At 45.5% G+C, this 17,293-nt stretch carries 15 protein-coding genes; 14 read left to right on the top strand and 1 reads right to left on the bottom strand.

Annotation, left to right across the window (positions count from 1 at the left end):
• The 6 genes from Pmgp_RS17235 to Pmgp_RS17210 form a co-directional block, all read left to right on the top strand.
• Positions 1-268: DRTGG domain-containing protein (locus Pmgp_RS17235; protein WP_243119935.1), on the top strand; the 268-nt coding region annotated here is incomplete at its 5' end.
• Positions 269-586: 318 nt separating this feature from the next.
• On the top strand, positions 587-1,615 hold the full coding sequence (locus Pmgp_RS17230) for a type II glyceraldehyde-3-phosphate dehydrogenase (protein WP_134215596.1): 1,029 nt from the start codon (positions 587-589) through the stop codon (positions 1,613-1,615).
• 14 nt (positions 1,616-1,629) lie between these two features.
• Positions 1,630-2,880 (top strand): phosphoglycerate kinase, encoded by a 1,251-nt coding sequence (locus Pmgp_RS17225; RefSeq protein ID WP_134215594.1) that lies wholly within the window; start codon positions 1,630-1,632, stop codon positions 2,878-2,880.
• 49 nt (positions 2,881-2,929) lie between these two features.
• Positions 2,930-4,030, top strand: a complete 1,101-nt coding sequence (locus Pmgp_RS17220) for a 3-isopropylmalate dehydrogenase (RefSeq protein WP_134215600.1) — start codon at positions 2,930-2,932, stop codon at positions 4,028-4,030.
• 32 nt (positions 4,031-4,062) lie between these two features.
• On the top strand, positions 4,063-5,229 hold the full coding sequence (locus Pmgp_RS17215; protein ID WP_134215592.1) for an iron-containing alcohol dehydrogenase: 1,167 nt from the start codon (positions 4,063-4,065) through the stop codon (positions 5,227-5,229).
• A gap of 32 nt (positions 5,230-5,261) precedes the next feature.
• Complete coding sequence (locus Pmgp_RS17210) at positions 5,262-5,903, top strand: DUF1638 domain-containing protein (protein WP_134215590.1); 642 nt, start codon at positions 5,262-5,264, stop codon at positions 5,901-5,903.
• A 143-nt stretch (positions 5,904-6,046) separates the two neighbouring features.
• Here the strand turns inward: Pmgp_RS17210 and Pmgp_RS17205 are convergent, their stop codons facing one another.
• Positions 6,047-6,952: a LysR family transcriptional regulator gene (locus tag Pmgp_RS17205; RefSeq protein WP_134215588.1), complete on the bottom strand. Its 906-nt coding sequence runs from the start codon at positions 6,950-6,952 to the stop codon at positions 6,047-6,049.
• 487 nt (positions 6,953-7,439) lie between these two features.
• On the opposite strand from Pmgp_RS17205, the gene Pmgp_RS17200 reads away from it, so the two are divergent.
• The 8 genes from Pmgp_RS17200 to Pmgp_RS17165 form a co-directional block, all read left to right on the top strand.
• Positions 7,440-9,152 carry an FAD-dependent oxidoreductase gene (locus tag Pmgp_RS17200; RefSeq protein WP_153189234.1) on the top strand — a complete coding sequence of 571 codons (1,713 nt, stop codon included), beginning with the start codon at positions 7,440-7,442 and terminating at the stop codon, positions 9,150-9,152.
• Between the two features lie 60 nt (positions 9,153-9,212).
• Positions 9,213-9,926, top strand: coding sequence for a 2Fe-2S iron-sulfur cluster-binding protein (locus tag Pmgp_RS17195; RefSeq protein WP_192902999.1), 714 nt, complete (start codon positions 9,213-9,215; stop codon positions 9,924-9,926).
• Between the two features lie 54 nt (positions 9,927-9,980).
• The gene (locus Pmgp_RS17190; protein ID WP_134215582.1) at positions 9,981-11,456 is read left to right on the top strand and encodes an FAD-binding oxidoreductase; all 1,476 of its coding nucleotides are present in this window, start codon (positions 9,981-9,983) and stop codon (positions 11,454-11,456) included.
• A 19-nt stretch (positions 11,457-11,475) separates the two neighbouring features.
• Positions 11,476-12,528, top strand: coding sequence for a (Fe-S)-binding protein (locus tag Pmgp_RS17185; RefSeq protein ID WP_134215580.1), 1,053 nt, complete (start codon positions 11,476-11,478; stop codon positions 12,526-12,528).
• A gap of 60 nt (positions 12,529-12,588) precedes the next feature.
• Entirely contained in the window at positions 12,589-13,767 is a 1,179-nt protein-coding gene (locus tag Pmgp_RS17180; protein ID WP_134215578.1) for a mandelate racemase/muconate lactonizing enzyme family protein, read from the top strand.
• Positions 13,768-14,062: 295 nt separating this feature from the next.
• The gene (locus Pmgp_RS17175) at positions 14,063-15,133 is read left to right on the top strand and encodes an arginase family protein (RefSeq protein WP_192902998.1); all 1,071 of its coding nucleotides are present in this window, start codon (positions 14,063-14,065) and stop codon (positions 15,131-15,133) included.
• A 618-nt stretch (positions 15,134-15,751) separates the two neighbouring features.
• The gene (locus tag Pmgp_RS17170; RefSeq protein ID WP_134215574.1) at positions 15,752-17,017 is read left to right on the top strand and encodes a benzoate/H(+) symporter BenE family transporter; all 1,266 of its coding nucleotides are present in this window, start codon (positions 15,752-15,754) and stop codon (positions 17,015-17,017) included.
• 154 nt (positions 17,018-17,171) lie between these two features.
• The coding region (locus Pmgp_RS17165; protein WP_134215597.1) for a CoA-binding protein at positions 17,172-17,293 on the top strand (122 nt) is incomplete at its 3' end.

The following is a 17,293-nucleotide window of genomic DNA, read 5'->3' as shown; positions in this document are numbered from 1 at the left end:
GACCAGCACCTCGGCCTTAATCCTGACGGGCGGGCTGTACCCGGATGTCAAGGTTATCTCCCGCGCGGCGGAGAAGGGTGTCCCGGTAATCCTGGTGCACAGCGACACTTACACTACTATTGAAAAACTCTCCGAGGTTTCGAGGCGGATCAGGCCTGACAACGCCAGCGATATCAAAATAGCGGTGGAGAGTATTGACCGGCACTGTGACTGGCAGAAAATCATTGGCTCCCTGCATAACAACCAGGATGAATATTGTTTGGGTTAAATGGAGGTCTTTGGGTAAAGGCAGCTGAGCTGCCTTTTTCCTGCTTTTTAAAGAGAGTTAATGATTATTGTGAAGAAATGCACACTCCTGTGCAAAATATAACACCGCCTGATCAAAAGCTGCGAGCATTCCTGTAAATATTGCCTCTCATCTTGATAGACATAGTGGATGATGCTTGAGATTAAGCAATAATCCCGGATTTTAAAAAAGACTGAAGGAATATGGTGATAGAAGTTGGTGTGGCATGGGTTTTGCTTTATTTATATTCCAACACTAAATCCTTTTCAGGCTCATGCAAAATTGAAGGGAGATGTTAATTTGACCAGGGTTAGAGTTGGTGTGGCGGGTTACGGTGTTATCGGCCAGCGTCTAGCAGACGGTGTGGCGCGTCAGGAGGATATGGAATTAGTCGGTATTGTCGACGTGGAACCGACATTATCCTTAAGGGCGCTGGCAGAGAGAGGAATGCCGTACAAACTTTATTGCGCTGTTCCCGAAAAAAGCAATTCGCTCGAAGAAGCGGGTATTCCGGTAACAGGTACAGCTAACGACCTTTTTAGCAAGGTTGATGTCATGTTGGATGCCACCAATGCGGGTGTGGGGCGTAAAAATAAAGAATTGTATGTGCGGCACGGGATCAAAGGAATTTTCCAGGGGGGCGAAAAGAACGATATCGCGGATACTTTCTTTCACGGTTATGCCAACTACGAAAAAGGTGTAGGCAAGAATTTTCTAAAACTCACTTCCTGTAACACCACGGGGCTTATACGTGCTGTGGACTGTCTGGACAGGGCGATCGGCATTGAGAGGGTTGCGATAACGATTATCCGCCGTGTTGCCGACCCCGGTGACACGCACCGCGGTCTGGTTGATGTTTCTCTGGTCGAGCCGGTGCCTAATCACCAGGCGGTGGACCTGATGACAATAATGCCGCATATTGACGCTACGGGGCTCTTAGTACACGTGCCAACCACGCACGGCCACATCATCAGTGTGGTGGCAACTCCCAAGAAAACCATCAGCAAGGACAGTATTATCAGCTTGTTTAAACAGCATCCCAGGATCAGGGTCGTAAAAATCGCGGACGGCTTCAATTCAAATGCGGCCATGTTCCGGTATGCGCGCGACTTGGGCCATATGCGCGGTGATATGTACGAAATAGCGGTATTTGAAGAGACAGTCGCTTTCAGCGGCAATAATATTTTGTTCGCGATTAACATACCGCAGGAATCTGTTGTGATACCGGAAAGTATGGATGCTGTGCGGGCGTGCATGCAAATGCAAAAAACAAGAGATGAGGCGGTAGCCATGACTAACCGGTACCTGGGATTAAAAGCACGCAGTTAAAGGAAGGACAAGCTATGAAGCTAGGAATTCACACCCTTGACGACTATCAATTAAAGGGAAAGGTGGTACTGTGCCGGGTTGATATTAACTCACCCATTAACCATAGTGACGGCCGGTTAAAAGATGCAACAAGAATTGAGCGGTGTCTGCCCACTATTCGTGAGCTTTCAGAAAAAGGCGCGAAAACAGTTCTATTAGCGCACCAGGGCGGTGACCTGGAATATAAAAATTTTGCCTCCCTGGTGAACCATGCCGGAGTTTTATCAGAACTGTTAGGGAGGCCGGTTAAATTCATCGATGATGTTTGCGGACCGGCAGCTCGCGCCGGCATAAAAGAATTGAACGATGGAGAAATACTGCTGCTTGAAAATGTCCGCTACATGTCCGAAGAGATGACTCTCTTTGAGACTAAACTAAACCTGAGCGCAAAAGATCAGAGCAAAACCATCGTGGTCAGCAAGCTGGCGCCGCTGGCGGATTTATATGTTTGTGACGCTTTTGCCGCCGCCCACCGTTCCCAGCCAACCCTGGTGGGTTTTGAAGAAGTTTTGCCCGCCGCGATGGGCAGGCTGTTTGAAGAGGAGCTTTCGGTCCTCAGCGGCATTGTTGAAAACCCCGGGCGGCCTTGCCTGTTCATCCTGGGTGGGGCCAAAATCCAGGACGCTTTTATCATTATGTCCAAAGTTCTAAGCAATGGGATCGCGGATGAAGTCCTGACCGGAGGACTGGTGTCCAATATAATGCTCAAGGCGCATGGGACAGATATTGGAGAACCGTCTGCACAGTTTCTGAAGAAGAATGATCTGAGTGTTTACATCGGCCAGGCCAAGCAGCTCATCAGTTCTTTCAGGGATAAAATTATAATCCCTGAGGACTTAGCCTATGACGAAAAGGGAAGACAGGAAGTCGGTGTTGACCACCTGCCGGTTGCCCATTTATTAACTGATATCGGGCATAAAACTGTAAAAGGGTATGCCGGCAGGATTAAGAAGGCAAAGACCATCTTTATCAACGGCCCCATGGGCGTTTTTGAAAAAGACGAGACTGATTATGGCACCAGGAGTATCTGGAATGCTGTCGCTGATGCGGATGCTTTTTCAATCATTGGCGGCGGGGACAGTATAGCAGCAATAAACAAATTCGGGCTAAAAGAAAAATTCTCGTATATTTGTACAGCAGGCGGCGGATTAGTGCGCTTTTTAAGCGGCGATGAGCTGCCGGTGGTAAAGGCCCTGCGGGAAGGGGCTGTTAAATTCCCTTTATGATTGGTGTTCAAAGGTATTTACGCAAGTTTTAAAGGAGGAAAAATTATTGGTGCAAAAAGCATATAAAATCGCGACCATCCCAGGGGATGGAGTCGGCTATGAGGTAATCGAGCAGGGAGTAGCCGTATTAGAGGAAGCAGTCAAAAATTCCAATGTGTCTCTTGAATTCACCTTCTTCCCCTGGGGTTCGGATTATTATATCGATAACGGCATGATGATGCCAAAGGATGCTCTGGAGATTTTAAAGGGATTTGACGCCATTTACCTGGGAGCAATAGGTGACCCGCGTGTTCCCGACCATGTCAGCCTGGGCATGCTTTTAGAAATCCGCAAGGGGTTTGACCAGTATATAAATCTAAGGCCGATTGAGTTGTTGGAAGGTATTGATTCTCCGATCAAACTTGCCCCCGGGGCTGTGATAGATATGGTAGTGGTCCGGGAAAACACGGAAGGCGAGTATAGTTCAGTAGGCGGCAGGTTTAAAAAAGGGACCCCGGATGAAGTCGCACTGCAGACCGGGGTATTCTCCCGCAAAGGGACGGAGCGGGTCATCCGCTACGCTTTTGACCTGGCCAGAAAACGCGCCGCCGCAGGCAACGGCGAAAAAGCTCCGATGGTTACTAATTGTACCAAATCAAACGCGCTGAATTACTCAATGGTGCTTTGGGATGAAGTATACGACTGTGTTGCCGCGGAATACAAAGAGGTTGCCAGGGACAAGGCCCTGGTTGACGCCCTTTGCATGTGGATGGTGCGCAAGCCCCAGTATTTTGATGTGATTGTAGCCTCCAACCTTTTCGGAGACATTATTACGGATTTGGGCGCTGCCATACAAGGCGGGATGGGTGTAGCGGCCGGCGGCAATATCAATCCGGAAAAAGTTTACCCTTCCATGTTTGAACCGATTCATGGCTCCGCGCCAAAGTATAAGGGCAAATATGTGTCCAACCCGGTAGCGACAATTCTTGCCGGAGCGATGATGCTAGATTTTCTTGGCGCTGTTGATGAAGGTAAGGCAGTCCTTGACGCGGTTAAATCAGTCCTTAAGGAAAAAAAGGTGCGCACCTACGACCTGGGAGGCAACTCTTCCACAAAGGATGTTGGCAGGGCGATAATTGAGGCGATTGGGAATAACCAAATAGATGCTTAGCCAGTTTTAAATAATATAGGGGAGGTCTTAAAGTGCTTCAAAAACTATCCGGTTTCCGTTCGGCAAGGAACATTATCTTTGGAGTTGACGCGCTGCAAGAAATAACTAACGTTGTCAAGGAGCTGAAGGGCAGCAGAGTATTGATTCTAACTGACCAGGGTGTTATGAAGGCCGGGATACCCGGACTGGCTAAAAACATCCTTGTGCGGGATGGAATTGAAACTGAAATTTATGACAAAGTCCAGCCTGAGCCAACGATTGAGAGCTTTGAAGAATGCCTGCAGTTTGCCAGGGAAGGTAAATTCAACCTGGTCGTTGGTATCGGCGGCGGGAGTTCCATGGACATATGCAAGCTGATTTCAGCCATGCTGGCCAATCCCGGCAAGGTCCAGGACTATTTTGGAGTCAACCTGCTAAAGAATCAAGGGATCCCTAAAATAGCCATTCCCACAACTTCCGGAACCGGCAGTGAAGTTACTGCCATCGGTATTCTCAAAGATGTGGAACAAGAATTAAAAATTGGCGTGGTGAGTCCTTACAATTATCCCGACGCCGCCATAGTCGATCCTCTGCTCACTTTAAAACTGCCCCCCAAAGTAACCGCTTCAACCGGCATGGACGCGCTTACACACGCTATTGAAGCTTATACCTCTTTAGGAGCCAGCCCGATTACCGATGTTTTGGCTGAAAAAGCAATGGCGTTGATTGCTTCAAGTTTACGTACCGCAGTATCAAACGGTTCTGACGTGCAGGCCAGGTATAACATGTCTTTAGGGAGCCTGCTGGCGGGCATTGCTTTTGCCAATGCCGGCGTTACCGCTGTGCACGCGCTGTCCTTCCCGCTGGGCGGAGCGTTTGAAGTACCCCATGGCGTGGCTAATACGGTTATGCTCCCCTATGTTATGGAATATAATTATGTGGCTAATTTAAATAAGTTTGCCAGGGTGGCCGAGTTAATGGGTGAAAAAATCAGCCAGCTTTCAGCCCGGGAAGCCGCGGCCAAATCCATTGAATCTGTTAAAGCATTAGCTTATGATATTGAAGTGCCTGTGGGTCTTAGAGAAATCAATGTGCCGGAAACAGCGATAAAACAACTGGCGGAGGGCGCGGCGACTGTTACCAGGATACTGGTTAACAACCCGCGTCAAATGAGCCTTGCTGATATAACCAGGATTTTTGAGAAGGCCATGGCGAATTAACACTGCAGTACCATTAAAATGAGGTCATATCCTTGAAAACAAAGCTGATCAGTTGTATATCCACAAAAAACGAGGCTCTGTGGTTGGGGGCAGGGGAAAATATCGATTATGAATTCCTTGATTTCTCTTACCACGCCAATAACTCTAAACTGCACAGCAGGTTACAGGAGATTATTGACCAAAGCCAGGACTATGACCTGATCTCCCTTGCCTGCGGCAATTGTTCAAATTGTTCAGCCGGTCTCTACTCAGATCGGGTCCCGCTGCTGCTCCCGGCAACCAGTGACTGCATAGGGCTTTTACTAGGGTCGGAAGAACAGCGCAAAAAATTGCATTGCCAAAATCCCGCCACGTATTATTTCAGCCAGGGTTGGCTTGATTACGGACGAAACCCTCTGGTTGAATACCAGGAATATGTTGAAATCTACGGGGAAGAAAGAGCCAGGAATTTAATTGGATCTCTTTATGGACGTTATGAAAGGGCTGTTTTAATAATAACGCCGGGGATAAAAAACATTAATAAGTATCGCCAAAAGCTCAAGGATATAACAACTTTTTTTAATTGGCAGGCAGGTGAGGTTATAGGTAATCTCAACCTGTTGTACCTTGTGGTTAAAGGTATCAGGGGACCGGGAACCGTATATGTGGAACCTGGCAATAAGGTCTGTGTTTGATTAAAACTGGGAAACGAGCATAATTACTACCTTAATAAATTACTTAACCGATTACACAGCAGGGGGGTATACCCCCTGTTTTCTTTTTACCGCCGCGACATCTTTAACATTACATAATTGATTTTCTTGCTTAAGTTGTCAATTTATTGAATGGGTATATTCTTTTTTAAATATTCCACAAAATGGATTGCATCTGTTTGCAGGGATTTTCCTTTTTGATTAAAAATTATATATTCCGTCTGTGGGAGGGGTGGATCTGTTTGAATAATCTGGAGTGAGCCTGTTTTCAGTTCATTATTTACACTAATCGATGATATAAGGCCGAAATAGTTTGTATTTTGCAGGAGCACCCTTTTTACCGACTCGGCATGGTCCAGTTCCATCGAACTTTTGATTTTCAGAGGTAATTGAGCAAAAAAAGTGTTTAATACTTCCCGGATAGTAGAGTATGAAGGTGGGAGGATTAGTAAATAATTATTTAGATCGTTTAAAGGCATAATATTATTATTGTTAAATCCGCCTAATGCGTTTACTAAAACAATTGGTATCTGAAATTTGTAAATTACATTAACATGCGGCAGGATGTTTTTAAGCAGGGGGGCAATACAAAGGTCATAGGACTTACTCTTAATAAGCTTGGTAAGAGAGTTATAATTTGTCTCCATTAATAATTTAATTTTTACATTGGGGTAGATGGAATTAAAATGAGGCAGCAATTCCGGTAAAAGGTAAGTGCCTATAGGTGAATTAGTGATAAGTTTAATTACAGTAATTTTATCTTTTTGGCTTTTCGAATATTCAATAATTTTATCCCATTCTGTAAGAATCCTTTGTGCGGCTTCAAAAACAAAGCGCCCCTCTTCCGTCAGGACAATACCGTTGGTTTGGTTGCTCTGTTGCCGGTCAATCAGGATAAGGCCTAATGAGTTTTCAAAAGATTTTATTTGGGCGCTGACAGATGGCTGACTAAGTAATAAACTCTCTCCGGCAGCTGAAAAACTTTGAGTTTCAATAACTTTTTGCAGAATTCTCATTTGATGAATGGTCAAAGTTTTTTCCTCCGGATGTTTTTATGAAGATCTTAATATAGACTGATGACCCTGTCAATAAAGGCCCGGTGTAACATATTGCCGGTATTCCTCTTCAATCTTTTCTTTCAGCATTTTACTTTCCACCTCTTACGATCCATTTGACAGAATTCATATGACGGCCGGAATATATGCCGCTGTCTTCCTGTCAACCCGCCTGATTTCTTCAAGACCACGCATTTATCGTACCGTTTTCATTATTATCATCACTGAGCTTTGTAATTGTGGAAGAGATATATCGCACTAGCTAGGTGTGGATTTCAGGAATAACAGCTTTGACTATAGATAAATCTCTATAGAGCAAATTGATATATTTGGATTAGTCAGGCCTGTGAAAACTGTTTAGAATAATCTTAAACATTGGCCATGTTAGGAGAATATAACCTTGAAGAATAAAGAACACCCCATTTTACCACTTTATTGCAAATTAGCAGTATGATTTCTGACTTTGCCAAAAGGATTAAAAATTTGGAGAGAAGGTGACGATGTGTTGTACGAAAAGGTAGATGTGCTGGTCATAGGAGGCGGTATTGCCGGTGCTATTGCTGCTTTGGAAGTCAGCAAATCCTACTCTGTGATGATGATAAGCAAAGATAGGGTAATGGGCGGCGCAAGTATTCAGGCTTCGGGTGGTATGGCAATCCCTGGTATCGCCGGCGAAGACTTGAGTGTTTTCGTTGAAGACACCTTAAAAGGAGGAGAGTATATCAATGACCGCTCTTTGGTCAAGATATTCGCTGAAGAAGGCGCCTCGTATATTACTTATTTAGAAGAACTGGGCATGGTGTTTGATCAGGATAAAGAAGGCAAATATCGCATTTATAAGAGAACCGAAGGTCATTCGGCTATGCGCAACTATAACGACCGGCGCGGCTGCCACGAAGTCGGCAGAGTGTTTAAAGAAAAATTAGTTAAAAGCAATGTCAAGCTCATGGAACACACCATGGTCTATGACATGAAATCTGTGGATGGCCGTATTGCTGCTTGTTCCGCATATTCGCTCAAGGACGGGAAAATCATCCATATAGCTCCCAAGGCGGTAATCATGGCCAGCGGCGGCTACGGGCGTATTTATTCCGTCAGTGATATGTCCACCGGTTTGACAGGTGAATGTCATGGCATGGCTTTAGATTGCGGAGCGGAATTGATGGATATGGAAATGGTGCAGTTTATTCCGCTGGCTTTTCCTTTCCCTGAAGGCATGCGCGGTGCTTTCATCGGTATGTGCTCCATCCATGGCCCGGATGTGCGTTTGTATAACAGTTTGGGTGAACGCTTTATGGAGCGCTATCAGCCCGACAGAAAAGAATATGCCACCCGCGATCAGGTCGCCAGGGCTATATTTACGGAGATCCGGGATGGTCGCGGTACGGAGCGCGGCGGCGTGATTGTCGATACCACAAATAATGATAAATCCTTGCTGCCGAGGTATAAAGCCTCTACAGCGGCTGTTTATTCCGCTTTAGCCAGAGTATTCGGCGAAAAAGCGGCCAACTGGGAAGAACCGTTCGAAGCCGCTCCCTCACAGCATTTCTGCATGGGCGGGATCAAAATCGACGGCGATTGCCGCACTGCCTGCAAAAACCTCTTTGCAGCCGGGGAGATCACCGGTGGTATCCATGGCGCGAACCGTTTGGGCGGCAATGCTTTGACCGAAGTGACTGTATTCGGTAAGCTGGCCGGCAAATCCGTTTGCAAAGAAGTTGCCGAAGCCGATTGGGCAAAAGAAAGCGATCTTGAACAATACTTTGCAGAGCAGGATGCCATGGTCAAAGATTTGTTTGTAAAAAAAGGCGGCGTAAGCGGTACGCAGATTAAAAAAGCTCTTGGTGAGATCATGTGGGAATGCGGCGGCATTGTACGTAATCAGGAAATGATTGAAAAAGGGCTTGCACAATTAGCCGAATTAAAAAAAGAAGCGGAAACCATGCATGCAGAGGAAGGCGATATTTGGAACTACTCTCTGGTGGAAGCTTTAGAAGTCAAACATATGTTAAAGGTCAGCGAGGCAGTATTACTTTCTGCCAGCATGCGTAAAGAGAGCCGGGGTTCCCATTATCGCGAAGATTATCCTGCCAAAGACGAAGCCTATATGTCAAATATGGTGATCGTGCAAAAAGAAGGCAAGCTTGTCTGCGAAAAGCGGCCCATTATCCTGTAATTCGCCTTAACTGATAAAGCATGTTGTAAAAAAGGCCAAGCAGAGAGGATGTGTAAACCCATGCTTAATGTTGATGTTCAAAGATATTCTCCCGGCAAAAATGCTGCTCCATACAGGCAAATATTCCAAGTGCCTTTGGAAACAGGTATCTCCGTATTGGGGCTATTGGATTATATCCGTAAAAATTTAGATGAAACATTTGCGTATAAAATTTATTGTACCAATCAGCATTGCGGCGAATGCGGCCTGATGCTCAACGGTAAACCGGTATTAGCCTGCCGTGATATGATCACCACGGAAAATGTGGTCCTTGACCCGCTCAAAGGCTTCAAGGTGATCAAAGATTTGGTGGTGGATGTTGATTCGGTAATTAGAAAACAGTGGAGCGAATTTCCGGTATTGGAAGGGAAAATGGTATACAACGATTTTCTCACTGAAGACCAGCATTCTTTGTTTTTCATGGCCGGCGCCTGCATTGGCTGCGCCATCTGCCAGTCGGTATGCTGCTTGCATAAAGAGGACGACGTACTCCTTAAAGGGCCGGCCTATTATGCAGCATTAGCCCAATATATGCTTCGCGCCAAAACCAAGGAGGACTTCCTCGCTTATTTGAACACTGCTGTAGAGCATGGTATCTTGCAGTGCATATCCTGCAAACAATGTTCCAAAAATTGTCCGAAAGACGTTGAGCCCTATAAAGTGATAACAGCTATAGCAAAGCTCATTCACAATAATCTGGGGATAAATGTGAGTAAAAAATTGTTGGCGGAATAGCATAAATTGTTTTTGTTTCATTAGCAAAATTTTATCTTGAAGGAGGTATCAGTTATGGATTTTGCTGAAAGATTTATCAGCATAGTGGGAAAGAAACATTTTTCCACTGAGTTAGCAGTTATTGAAGCTTATCGTGATACTTTATTTCCTGTCGATCCCGAGGAACCGTTTGGTGTTATCATGCCGGAGACGACTGAGCAAGTGGTGGATATCGTCAAATTATGCAATGAGATCGAAATGCCTATAGTTCCTATCGCGGTAGGCGCGCCGATCAACGGCATGAATTTGCCGGTTAAAAACGGCTTAGTCATGGATATGAGCCGTATGAACAAGATTCATGATATCGATCCCGATACCATGGTTGCCGTTATTGAACCTGGTGTTACCATTGGCCAGATGATCAAAGCCTTGGAGCCCTATAATTTGATGACTTCTTACCCCAATTCTTCCCCCCCCGTGTCGGTATTGGCCAATATCATCTTCCTCAAGGGTTCCGGCCAGCATATTACTAAATACGGTACTGCCGATTATTACCTGCAAGGCGTTGAAGCGGTACTGGGTACCGGCGAAATCATGAAAACCGGTTCGGGCGCTCTCGATAGCTCCGATTGGCATTTCCGTTATTGCCTTGGCCCCGATTTATCCGGCTTATTTATCGGCTCGCTCGGCACCATGGGCATAGTGACCAAAGCTGCTGTCAAGCTGGCCCCGATTTGCCCCTATACCTGGTCGGTGGCTTTAGGCTTTGATAAAATCGGCGATGCAGTCAAACCAATCAACTATATCGGCAAAATGAAAATGGCTGATTATATCAATGGTCAGTATTGGTATACCGGCGTCAGCGCCGATACCGATTATCCCTGGGAAGTCACCGGCGGCAAAGCTGCTTTACCGCTCGATTATATGGACAAATGGCGGGAAAGCAAAGGTTTGACCCCGGTATGGTTCCATCTGGCCATAGAAGGTATCGATGAAAGAGAAGTGGCTGTGCGTCGTCAAATGCTCGAAGAATACATCGATGGTTTGGGCATTAAACGTCTGGATATGAGTAATGACAGCTGGTATCATGTGCGTGACACACAGATTCAGGGTACTATCAGCTCTGTCGCCGCCCGTTTCTGCCGCCATCGTGGTGGTGGTTGGTCTTCTCTGGTGTTTATTGCCCCGGTCAAAAAATGGGGTGAAATTCTTGATCCGGTCATCGAAATGGGCAGAAAATATGGTTTCGACCCTACCTATTTGCTGAAAGTATTCGGCCCTTATGCCCATACCTCACAATGCAGATTTGTCCTGTCCTACAATAAGAGCGACCCCGATGAAAGAGCAAGAGCGAAAAAATTCACGCAGGAATTTACGCAGCATGCCGTTGCCAATGGTGGTGTTATCCACAGGCAGACATTGCAGCCGGGTGTGGTTATGGCGCATCAGCCGGAATACTATGCGCTGCTGAAGCAATTGAAGAAAATCGTTGACCCCAAATGTATTCTTAATCGAGGCGTTTTAGGCCTTGTACCAGAGGATCAGGAATAGAAAGGCGGTGTAGATAATCATGACAATTGAAAAAGAAAAGGTATTAAAAGATCTTGGTCTTTGCGCCCGATGCAGACAATGCAGAATGGTTTGCGAAGTACCGATTGCCACTACCATGTTACCTATTTGTCCCAGCGGTGAATTTTATAAATTCGATACGTATTTTGCCAGTGGGCGCGTAACGCTTGCTAAAAAAATACTACTGGGCAAAATTGATTTTGATGAAAGTATCCTCCGTGCCGTATATTCTTGCGCCCTTTGCGGCTCCTGCAAACAGCAATGCCCGATACTTAACTTCGATCCCATGGAAGCTACCACCGTAATGCGCGAATTAGCAGTGGAAAAAGGCCTGGCCGACAGCATCTATCCCATGCCTGACACTACTCCTATCGAATGTGATTGTGCCGCCTGTGCTGATTCCGATACCGCTTTATTTGTCGGTTCGCAAGCTCAGTCCGATGCCGAAACGGTTAAAGCCATAGCCACAGCTTTGAAAAAAGCAAGTGTCTGCTTTAAACCTTTCGCTGGCGCCGATGCGGGTGAATATTTGCTGCGCAAAGGTGATATCAAAGCTTTCTCCGCAATAAAAGAATCCAATACCGCTGCTTTTAAAGCCGCCGGCATCAAAAAGCTGATTGCCCATGATCCTATGACCTACAAGGTCTTGAAACAGGATTATGTTTTAGATGGTATAGAAGTGGTATTCTATCTCGAACTGCTGGCCGGCAAAGTCGAAGCCAAAGTCAGCGGCGTCAAAGCCACTTATCATGATCCAAGCTATCTCGGCCGCTATCTGGGCGTATATGATTTGCCGCGCGCAATCATCACCGCTTTAGGTTATGAATTAGTTGAAATGGTTCGAACGAAAGAAAACGCTATGAGCAGCGGCGCTTTCCCGGATTATATCCCGGCCGTTGCGGATCTTGCTTCCAAGACTATTATCGGTGATGCGGAACAAGCCGGCGCTCAAGTGCTGATCACTGTTGGCCGCAATGCAGCGGTTCAACTCCAAAAAGCAGCACAACAACTGGGCTCTGCCATTGTTGTCAAAGATCTTGCCACATTGCTGTAAAAGCAGGCAGATATTTAGCACCGCTGCACAAATTATCATCAGGAGACAGGAGGAAATATTATGAAAATAATCGGCCTGAGGATATATCCATTAACCTTAAAATTTGGATATATTATCCATGAGTCGTTTGGTGCTGTTGGTAAGGAAGAAAAAAATGTTTTGCTGCAAATATTTACTGATGAGGGCATATATGGCCTGGGTGAGGCCATTACCCTGGGGCCGTTTTATTCTTCGGAGAGCCAGGGCACAGTGATCGACATGATCACCAATTATTTCTTTCCTAAAGCTTTGCTGGGCGAAGATCCTTTCAATATTGACAAAATCGTTTACAAGATGGATAAGGCTGTTACCGGCCATTCCATCGCCAAAACCTGCGTCGATATGGCGCTCCATGATATCATGGGTAAAGCGCTCAATGTGCCTCTATATCGCTTGATTGGCGGCAAATTCAGCGACAAAATACCGCTCAGATACGGTATCGGCAGTGGTTCGCCGGAAGCCATGGCTGCAATGGCCAAACGCGGTATAGATGATGGTTATAAATGTATCAAAATGAAGTGCGGTATGAACCCCAATCTGGAAATCGAATGTGTTAAAGCAGTTCGTGAAGCTATCGGTCCTGATAATGATATTAGCATAGATATCAATCAGAACTTCACTCCCGAACAGGCTATCCGTTGGATCCATCAAGTGGAACCGTATCATATCCTCAATGTTGAACAGCCTGTTCCCAAACATGATATCAGAGGATTGAAGAGAGTCCGTGATAATGTTGAAACCGCTATCGGCGCTTGTGAAGCCGGCTACAGTATTGAAGATGTTATGAAGATATTAATCGCCGATGCCTGTGATTTAATCCATTTTAAAGTCGCCAGATCCGGAGGCTTCTACAGAAGTAAACAAATTGTTCATATGACCAGGGCTGCCGGTGTTTCTGTGATGGGTTCCACACAGCTCGGCATGGGCGTGGAATTAGCGGCAATGGCTCATTTTGCGGTATCGAATATGTGTCTTGGCCATGCGCCTTATACCGCTCAGGGTTATGGCGGCGGTTTGCTTAATCTGTACGATGTAGTGGACACCAAGGGTATCACCGATGATATCGTTACACCCACTCCTTTGATTGAAAAAGGTTTCTTGACTGTGCCGGAAGGCCCGGGCTTAGGCGTTACCCTCAATCCGGCAGGCTTGAAAAGATGGCAGGGCGCTCCAGCTATTGAAGTTGGCAAAGTGTTCTAAGCTAATTGCTTAAACATAAGGGGGCAAATGGCAAGCCGTTTGCCCCGCTAACAAGTGTTTTTATATGTAATAATCAACTGCACTACATTGCCTTTGGATTCGATCACGCTGCTAACTTACTGCAAAGGCTAATATGCGGATACCACATAAAAGGTAATTTATATGTGGCTCAGCATTTTATCGGTGTTATTATTACAGAACACCCGATAAAATGCTGCACCACATATTGTTTTTTTGGTAGTGTGTCAAAATAACAATGAAGTCCAATGGTGAAGTGTCAAGAGGAGGGTCTATTGTGAAAAACAGGACGCCGCTTTTTTGGGGTTGCGATTTTGACCCCAATCCGGATATTGACGGCATTCGCCGCAAATTGATGAATTTTATGCAAAACCAGGGTCAGGCCAGCAAGAGAGGTCCCTATGATCTATATAAGGATAACAGCAGCCTTTTCCCAAGGGATAATCAAGCGGAATTTTTTGCGGGTAAATACCCTTGTCCCAGTTGGGTTTCGGCTACGCCGGATTTCGCCAGGGAAATATATCCGGAAATGTATCGCAAATTTATTGATAAGGGCAGCTGTTTAGCTTATGCGGAACAGTTTGGCGCCCATGTGGTATCTCATACTCCGGCAGGCCGCATCCCGGTTTCTTTGGGCGTGGATCATTGTATAACCGGCGGCATATATAAGGCTTTGGCGCAGCAGCATCAGAATATGATATTGATAGTGCTGGACAAACATTTGGACGCTTTATCTCCGTATGTGCGCAATCAAATGGTGGGATATTCGCTGGAGCAGTCCAATAAAAACCGCTTACAGCGGGATAATTATGAATACCACGGTGATCATTTTTATGGCAATTATGATACCGGTTCTTTTTTGAATTATCTATTAAAGAAAAAAGTTATTTTCGGACGGGATTTAATGGTTTTTGGCATACAGGATGCCCCGGACCCGCGGCTGCGTAAAATTGATGATAAACGGGTAAATGGCTATTTGGCTGAGTATGATTGGCTGATTGGCAGCGGCGTTTATATTGCGCCTCTGGCAGCATTAAGAAGGAAAAATTTCCGTGGGCATTATGCGGAAATTGAAAATTGCCTGGTGGATAAAGAGGTATATTTATCTGTGGATATAGATGTCTATAATGGTGGTCTGGGTCGATCCGCCCGCTATTTCTCCTCTGACGGTCTGGATTTTCCTGATATCAAACGATTGCTTGAATGGATGGGGTTAGAAAAAGCAAAGCTGGTTGGTATGGATATTATGGAGCTTGATGTCAATATGTTAAAGGAGAGTAAGTTTACCGAGGCAGAGGTTGGCGCGGCTTATGATAAGCTGATATCTCTTGCTTTTGGTGAAGTGTAATAAGAGGGTCGGTGAATTGTTGCAGCAGGGCTTTTAAAGCAGTAGGGGTAAGAGTGTCGCCCCAGATGCTAAAACTATAAACTGCCCCTCCCAAGAAAGTGTGGCGGCACACTTTTCTTTGTGCGGTTAATACCACTTCAATATTTTCTTTCAGCATTTACTTCCTACCTCTACGCTGTTTTCCTGTCATCCCGCCTGATTCCTTCAAGACCACGCATTTATATATATTAATATCAATATGCTTTGCAATTGTGGAAGGGATATGTCGCTCCAGGATTGGATTTCAGTATTTATTGCTGTTCACTATAGATAAATCTCTATAGAGCAAATTGATATATTTGGATTAGTCAGGCATGAGAAAACTGTTTAGAATAATCTTAAACATTGGCCATGTTAGGAGAATATAACCTCACTCCATGAGTACTCATTATCCTTAAAGTATAAGCGGATTACGCTCTCAACTCTGGTAAAAGGAGATGATGAAGTGTCTTGGGAAAGGCCGGACGTGTTGGTTATTGGGGGTAGATCTGCGGCTAGTACTGCCCTCAAGCGTTTGGCGCAGGGGAAATTAACGTAAGATTTTAAGTCTTATGGGAAAAAAATTCGGAGGTGTAGAAAATGGTGGACGCAGTCAAACGCGCAATATTTGAGCGCGGACCGGGAATCAGGTCAGGTTTGCGGGATTTGCATTTTAATAAGGATAACATTTCATCCTTTTTTGTATCATTTGTTTTTAGTTTGACCGGGGCAGTTGTAGTTTTGGTCAGTGTGGCCACTAAGGCTAATTTTACACAAGAACAGGCGGTATCATGGATAGCCAGCGCTTATATCATTGCCGGCCTAATCTCCACACTGATGACACTTTACTATAAAATTCCCCTTTTAGCGATGCCTACTTTATCTGGAATGCTGGTTATGGGACCGGTGCTGGCCCAATTTTCTGTCCCGGAAATAGTTATGGGCTTGATTATTGCAGGAGTTGTACTTGTATTACTTGGCTTTTCCGGTGTCATAGATACAGTTTCCAGGTATATGCCAATTCCTATCGTGATGGGAATGATAGCCGGTGTGTACATGAGTTACGGGACCGGCATCGTTACTTCTGTAAAAGCTATACCGCTGATAGGGGTGTGCACCGTTCTGGCGTATTTGGTGACACCATTGGTTTCAAAGAAAGTGCCTCAAACAGCATCTGCTTTGGTGGTTGGCGTTGTATTAACCCTAATTCTTTCACCTCTGGAATTCAAGACCGGAAGTTTCTCTAATTTTTTGCCCACGTTTGTCGCGCCTAAATATAGCTCCAGCGTTATCTTGGGTCTTAGTTTGCCGTTGGTGCTGGTGACGATCGCCGACCTGCTCAAGTGTTATGGAGTCATTAAGGCTAATGGATATGAAGTCCCGGTAAACAGTATGATATTTTTCCCTGCCGTGGGTTCAATCCTGGGAGCATGTTTCCTTGCTCCTACTCTTTCCATGACTGGGGCGGTAACCGCGATACTTTGTGACTCCAGTGCCGGCCCGAAAGATTTTCGCTATGTGGGAGCGGTCCTGAAGAATTTATGCTCCGTTGCCATCGGTATCAGCGCGGGGGTGTTGGTTCCGTTTTTATTGAAATTGCCGACTAACATAACCAGCATTCTTGCCGGATTAGCCATGATGGGACTTTTTCTCACTTCGTTAAACGGAGCCTTTGGCGGTAAGAAGTTCCAAATAGGCGCGTTTACCGCATTTATACTGGCGCTGTCCAATTTCACCCTTTGGGGTGTAAGCTCAGCCGTGTGGTCGATTGTGATCGGGATAATAGTTTCCATGTTCTTAGAAAGGGGCCATTTTAAAAATGAATCACAGGTTGTAATAGCAAGGGCGGCAGTGGATACAAAATAGAAATCGAAGGTTAATTTACAACCTACTCCCAGGTTGGCCATCGCTGCACATTAGCCTAACTAACTAATGTTCTGCGATGGCCGTCTTTATTCCAGAACATATTTTGACAATTCAGCTAATTTCTGTTTAAGCAAGAGGTGAAAAACATTTGAACGTGACAAACAGTTTAACCAGTCCCGCGTCCATAGCAGTGGTCGGCGCTTCAAAGACACCCGGCAAAATAGGCTACTCAGTAGTCAACAACCTGATCCAAAGCGGGTATAAAGGCAAAATATA

This window comes from Pelotomaculum propionicicum (genome assembly GCF_004369225.1).
Taxonomy (GTDB): domain Bacteria; phylum Bacillota; class Desulfotomaculia; order Desulfotomaculales; family Pelotomaculaceae; genus Pelotomaculum_B; species Pelotomaculum_B propionicicum.
Note: the sequence above shows the minus strand (reverse complement) of the source record. Positions and strands in the feature narration are given on the sequence as shown.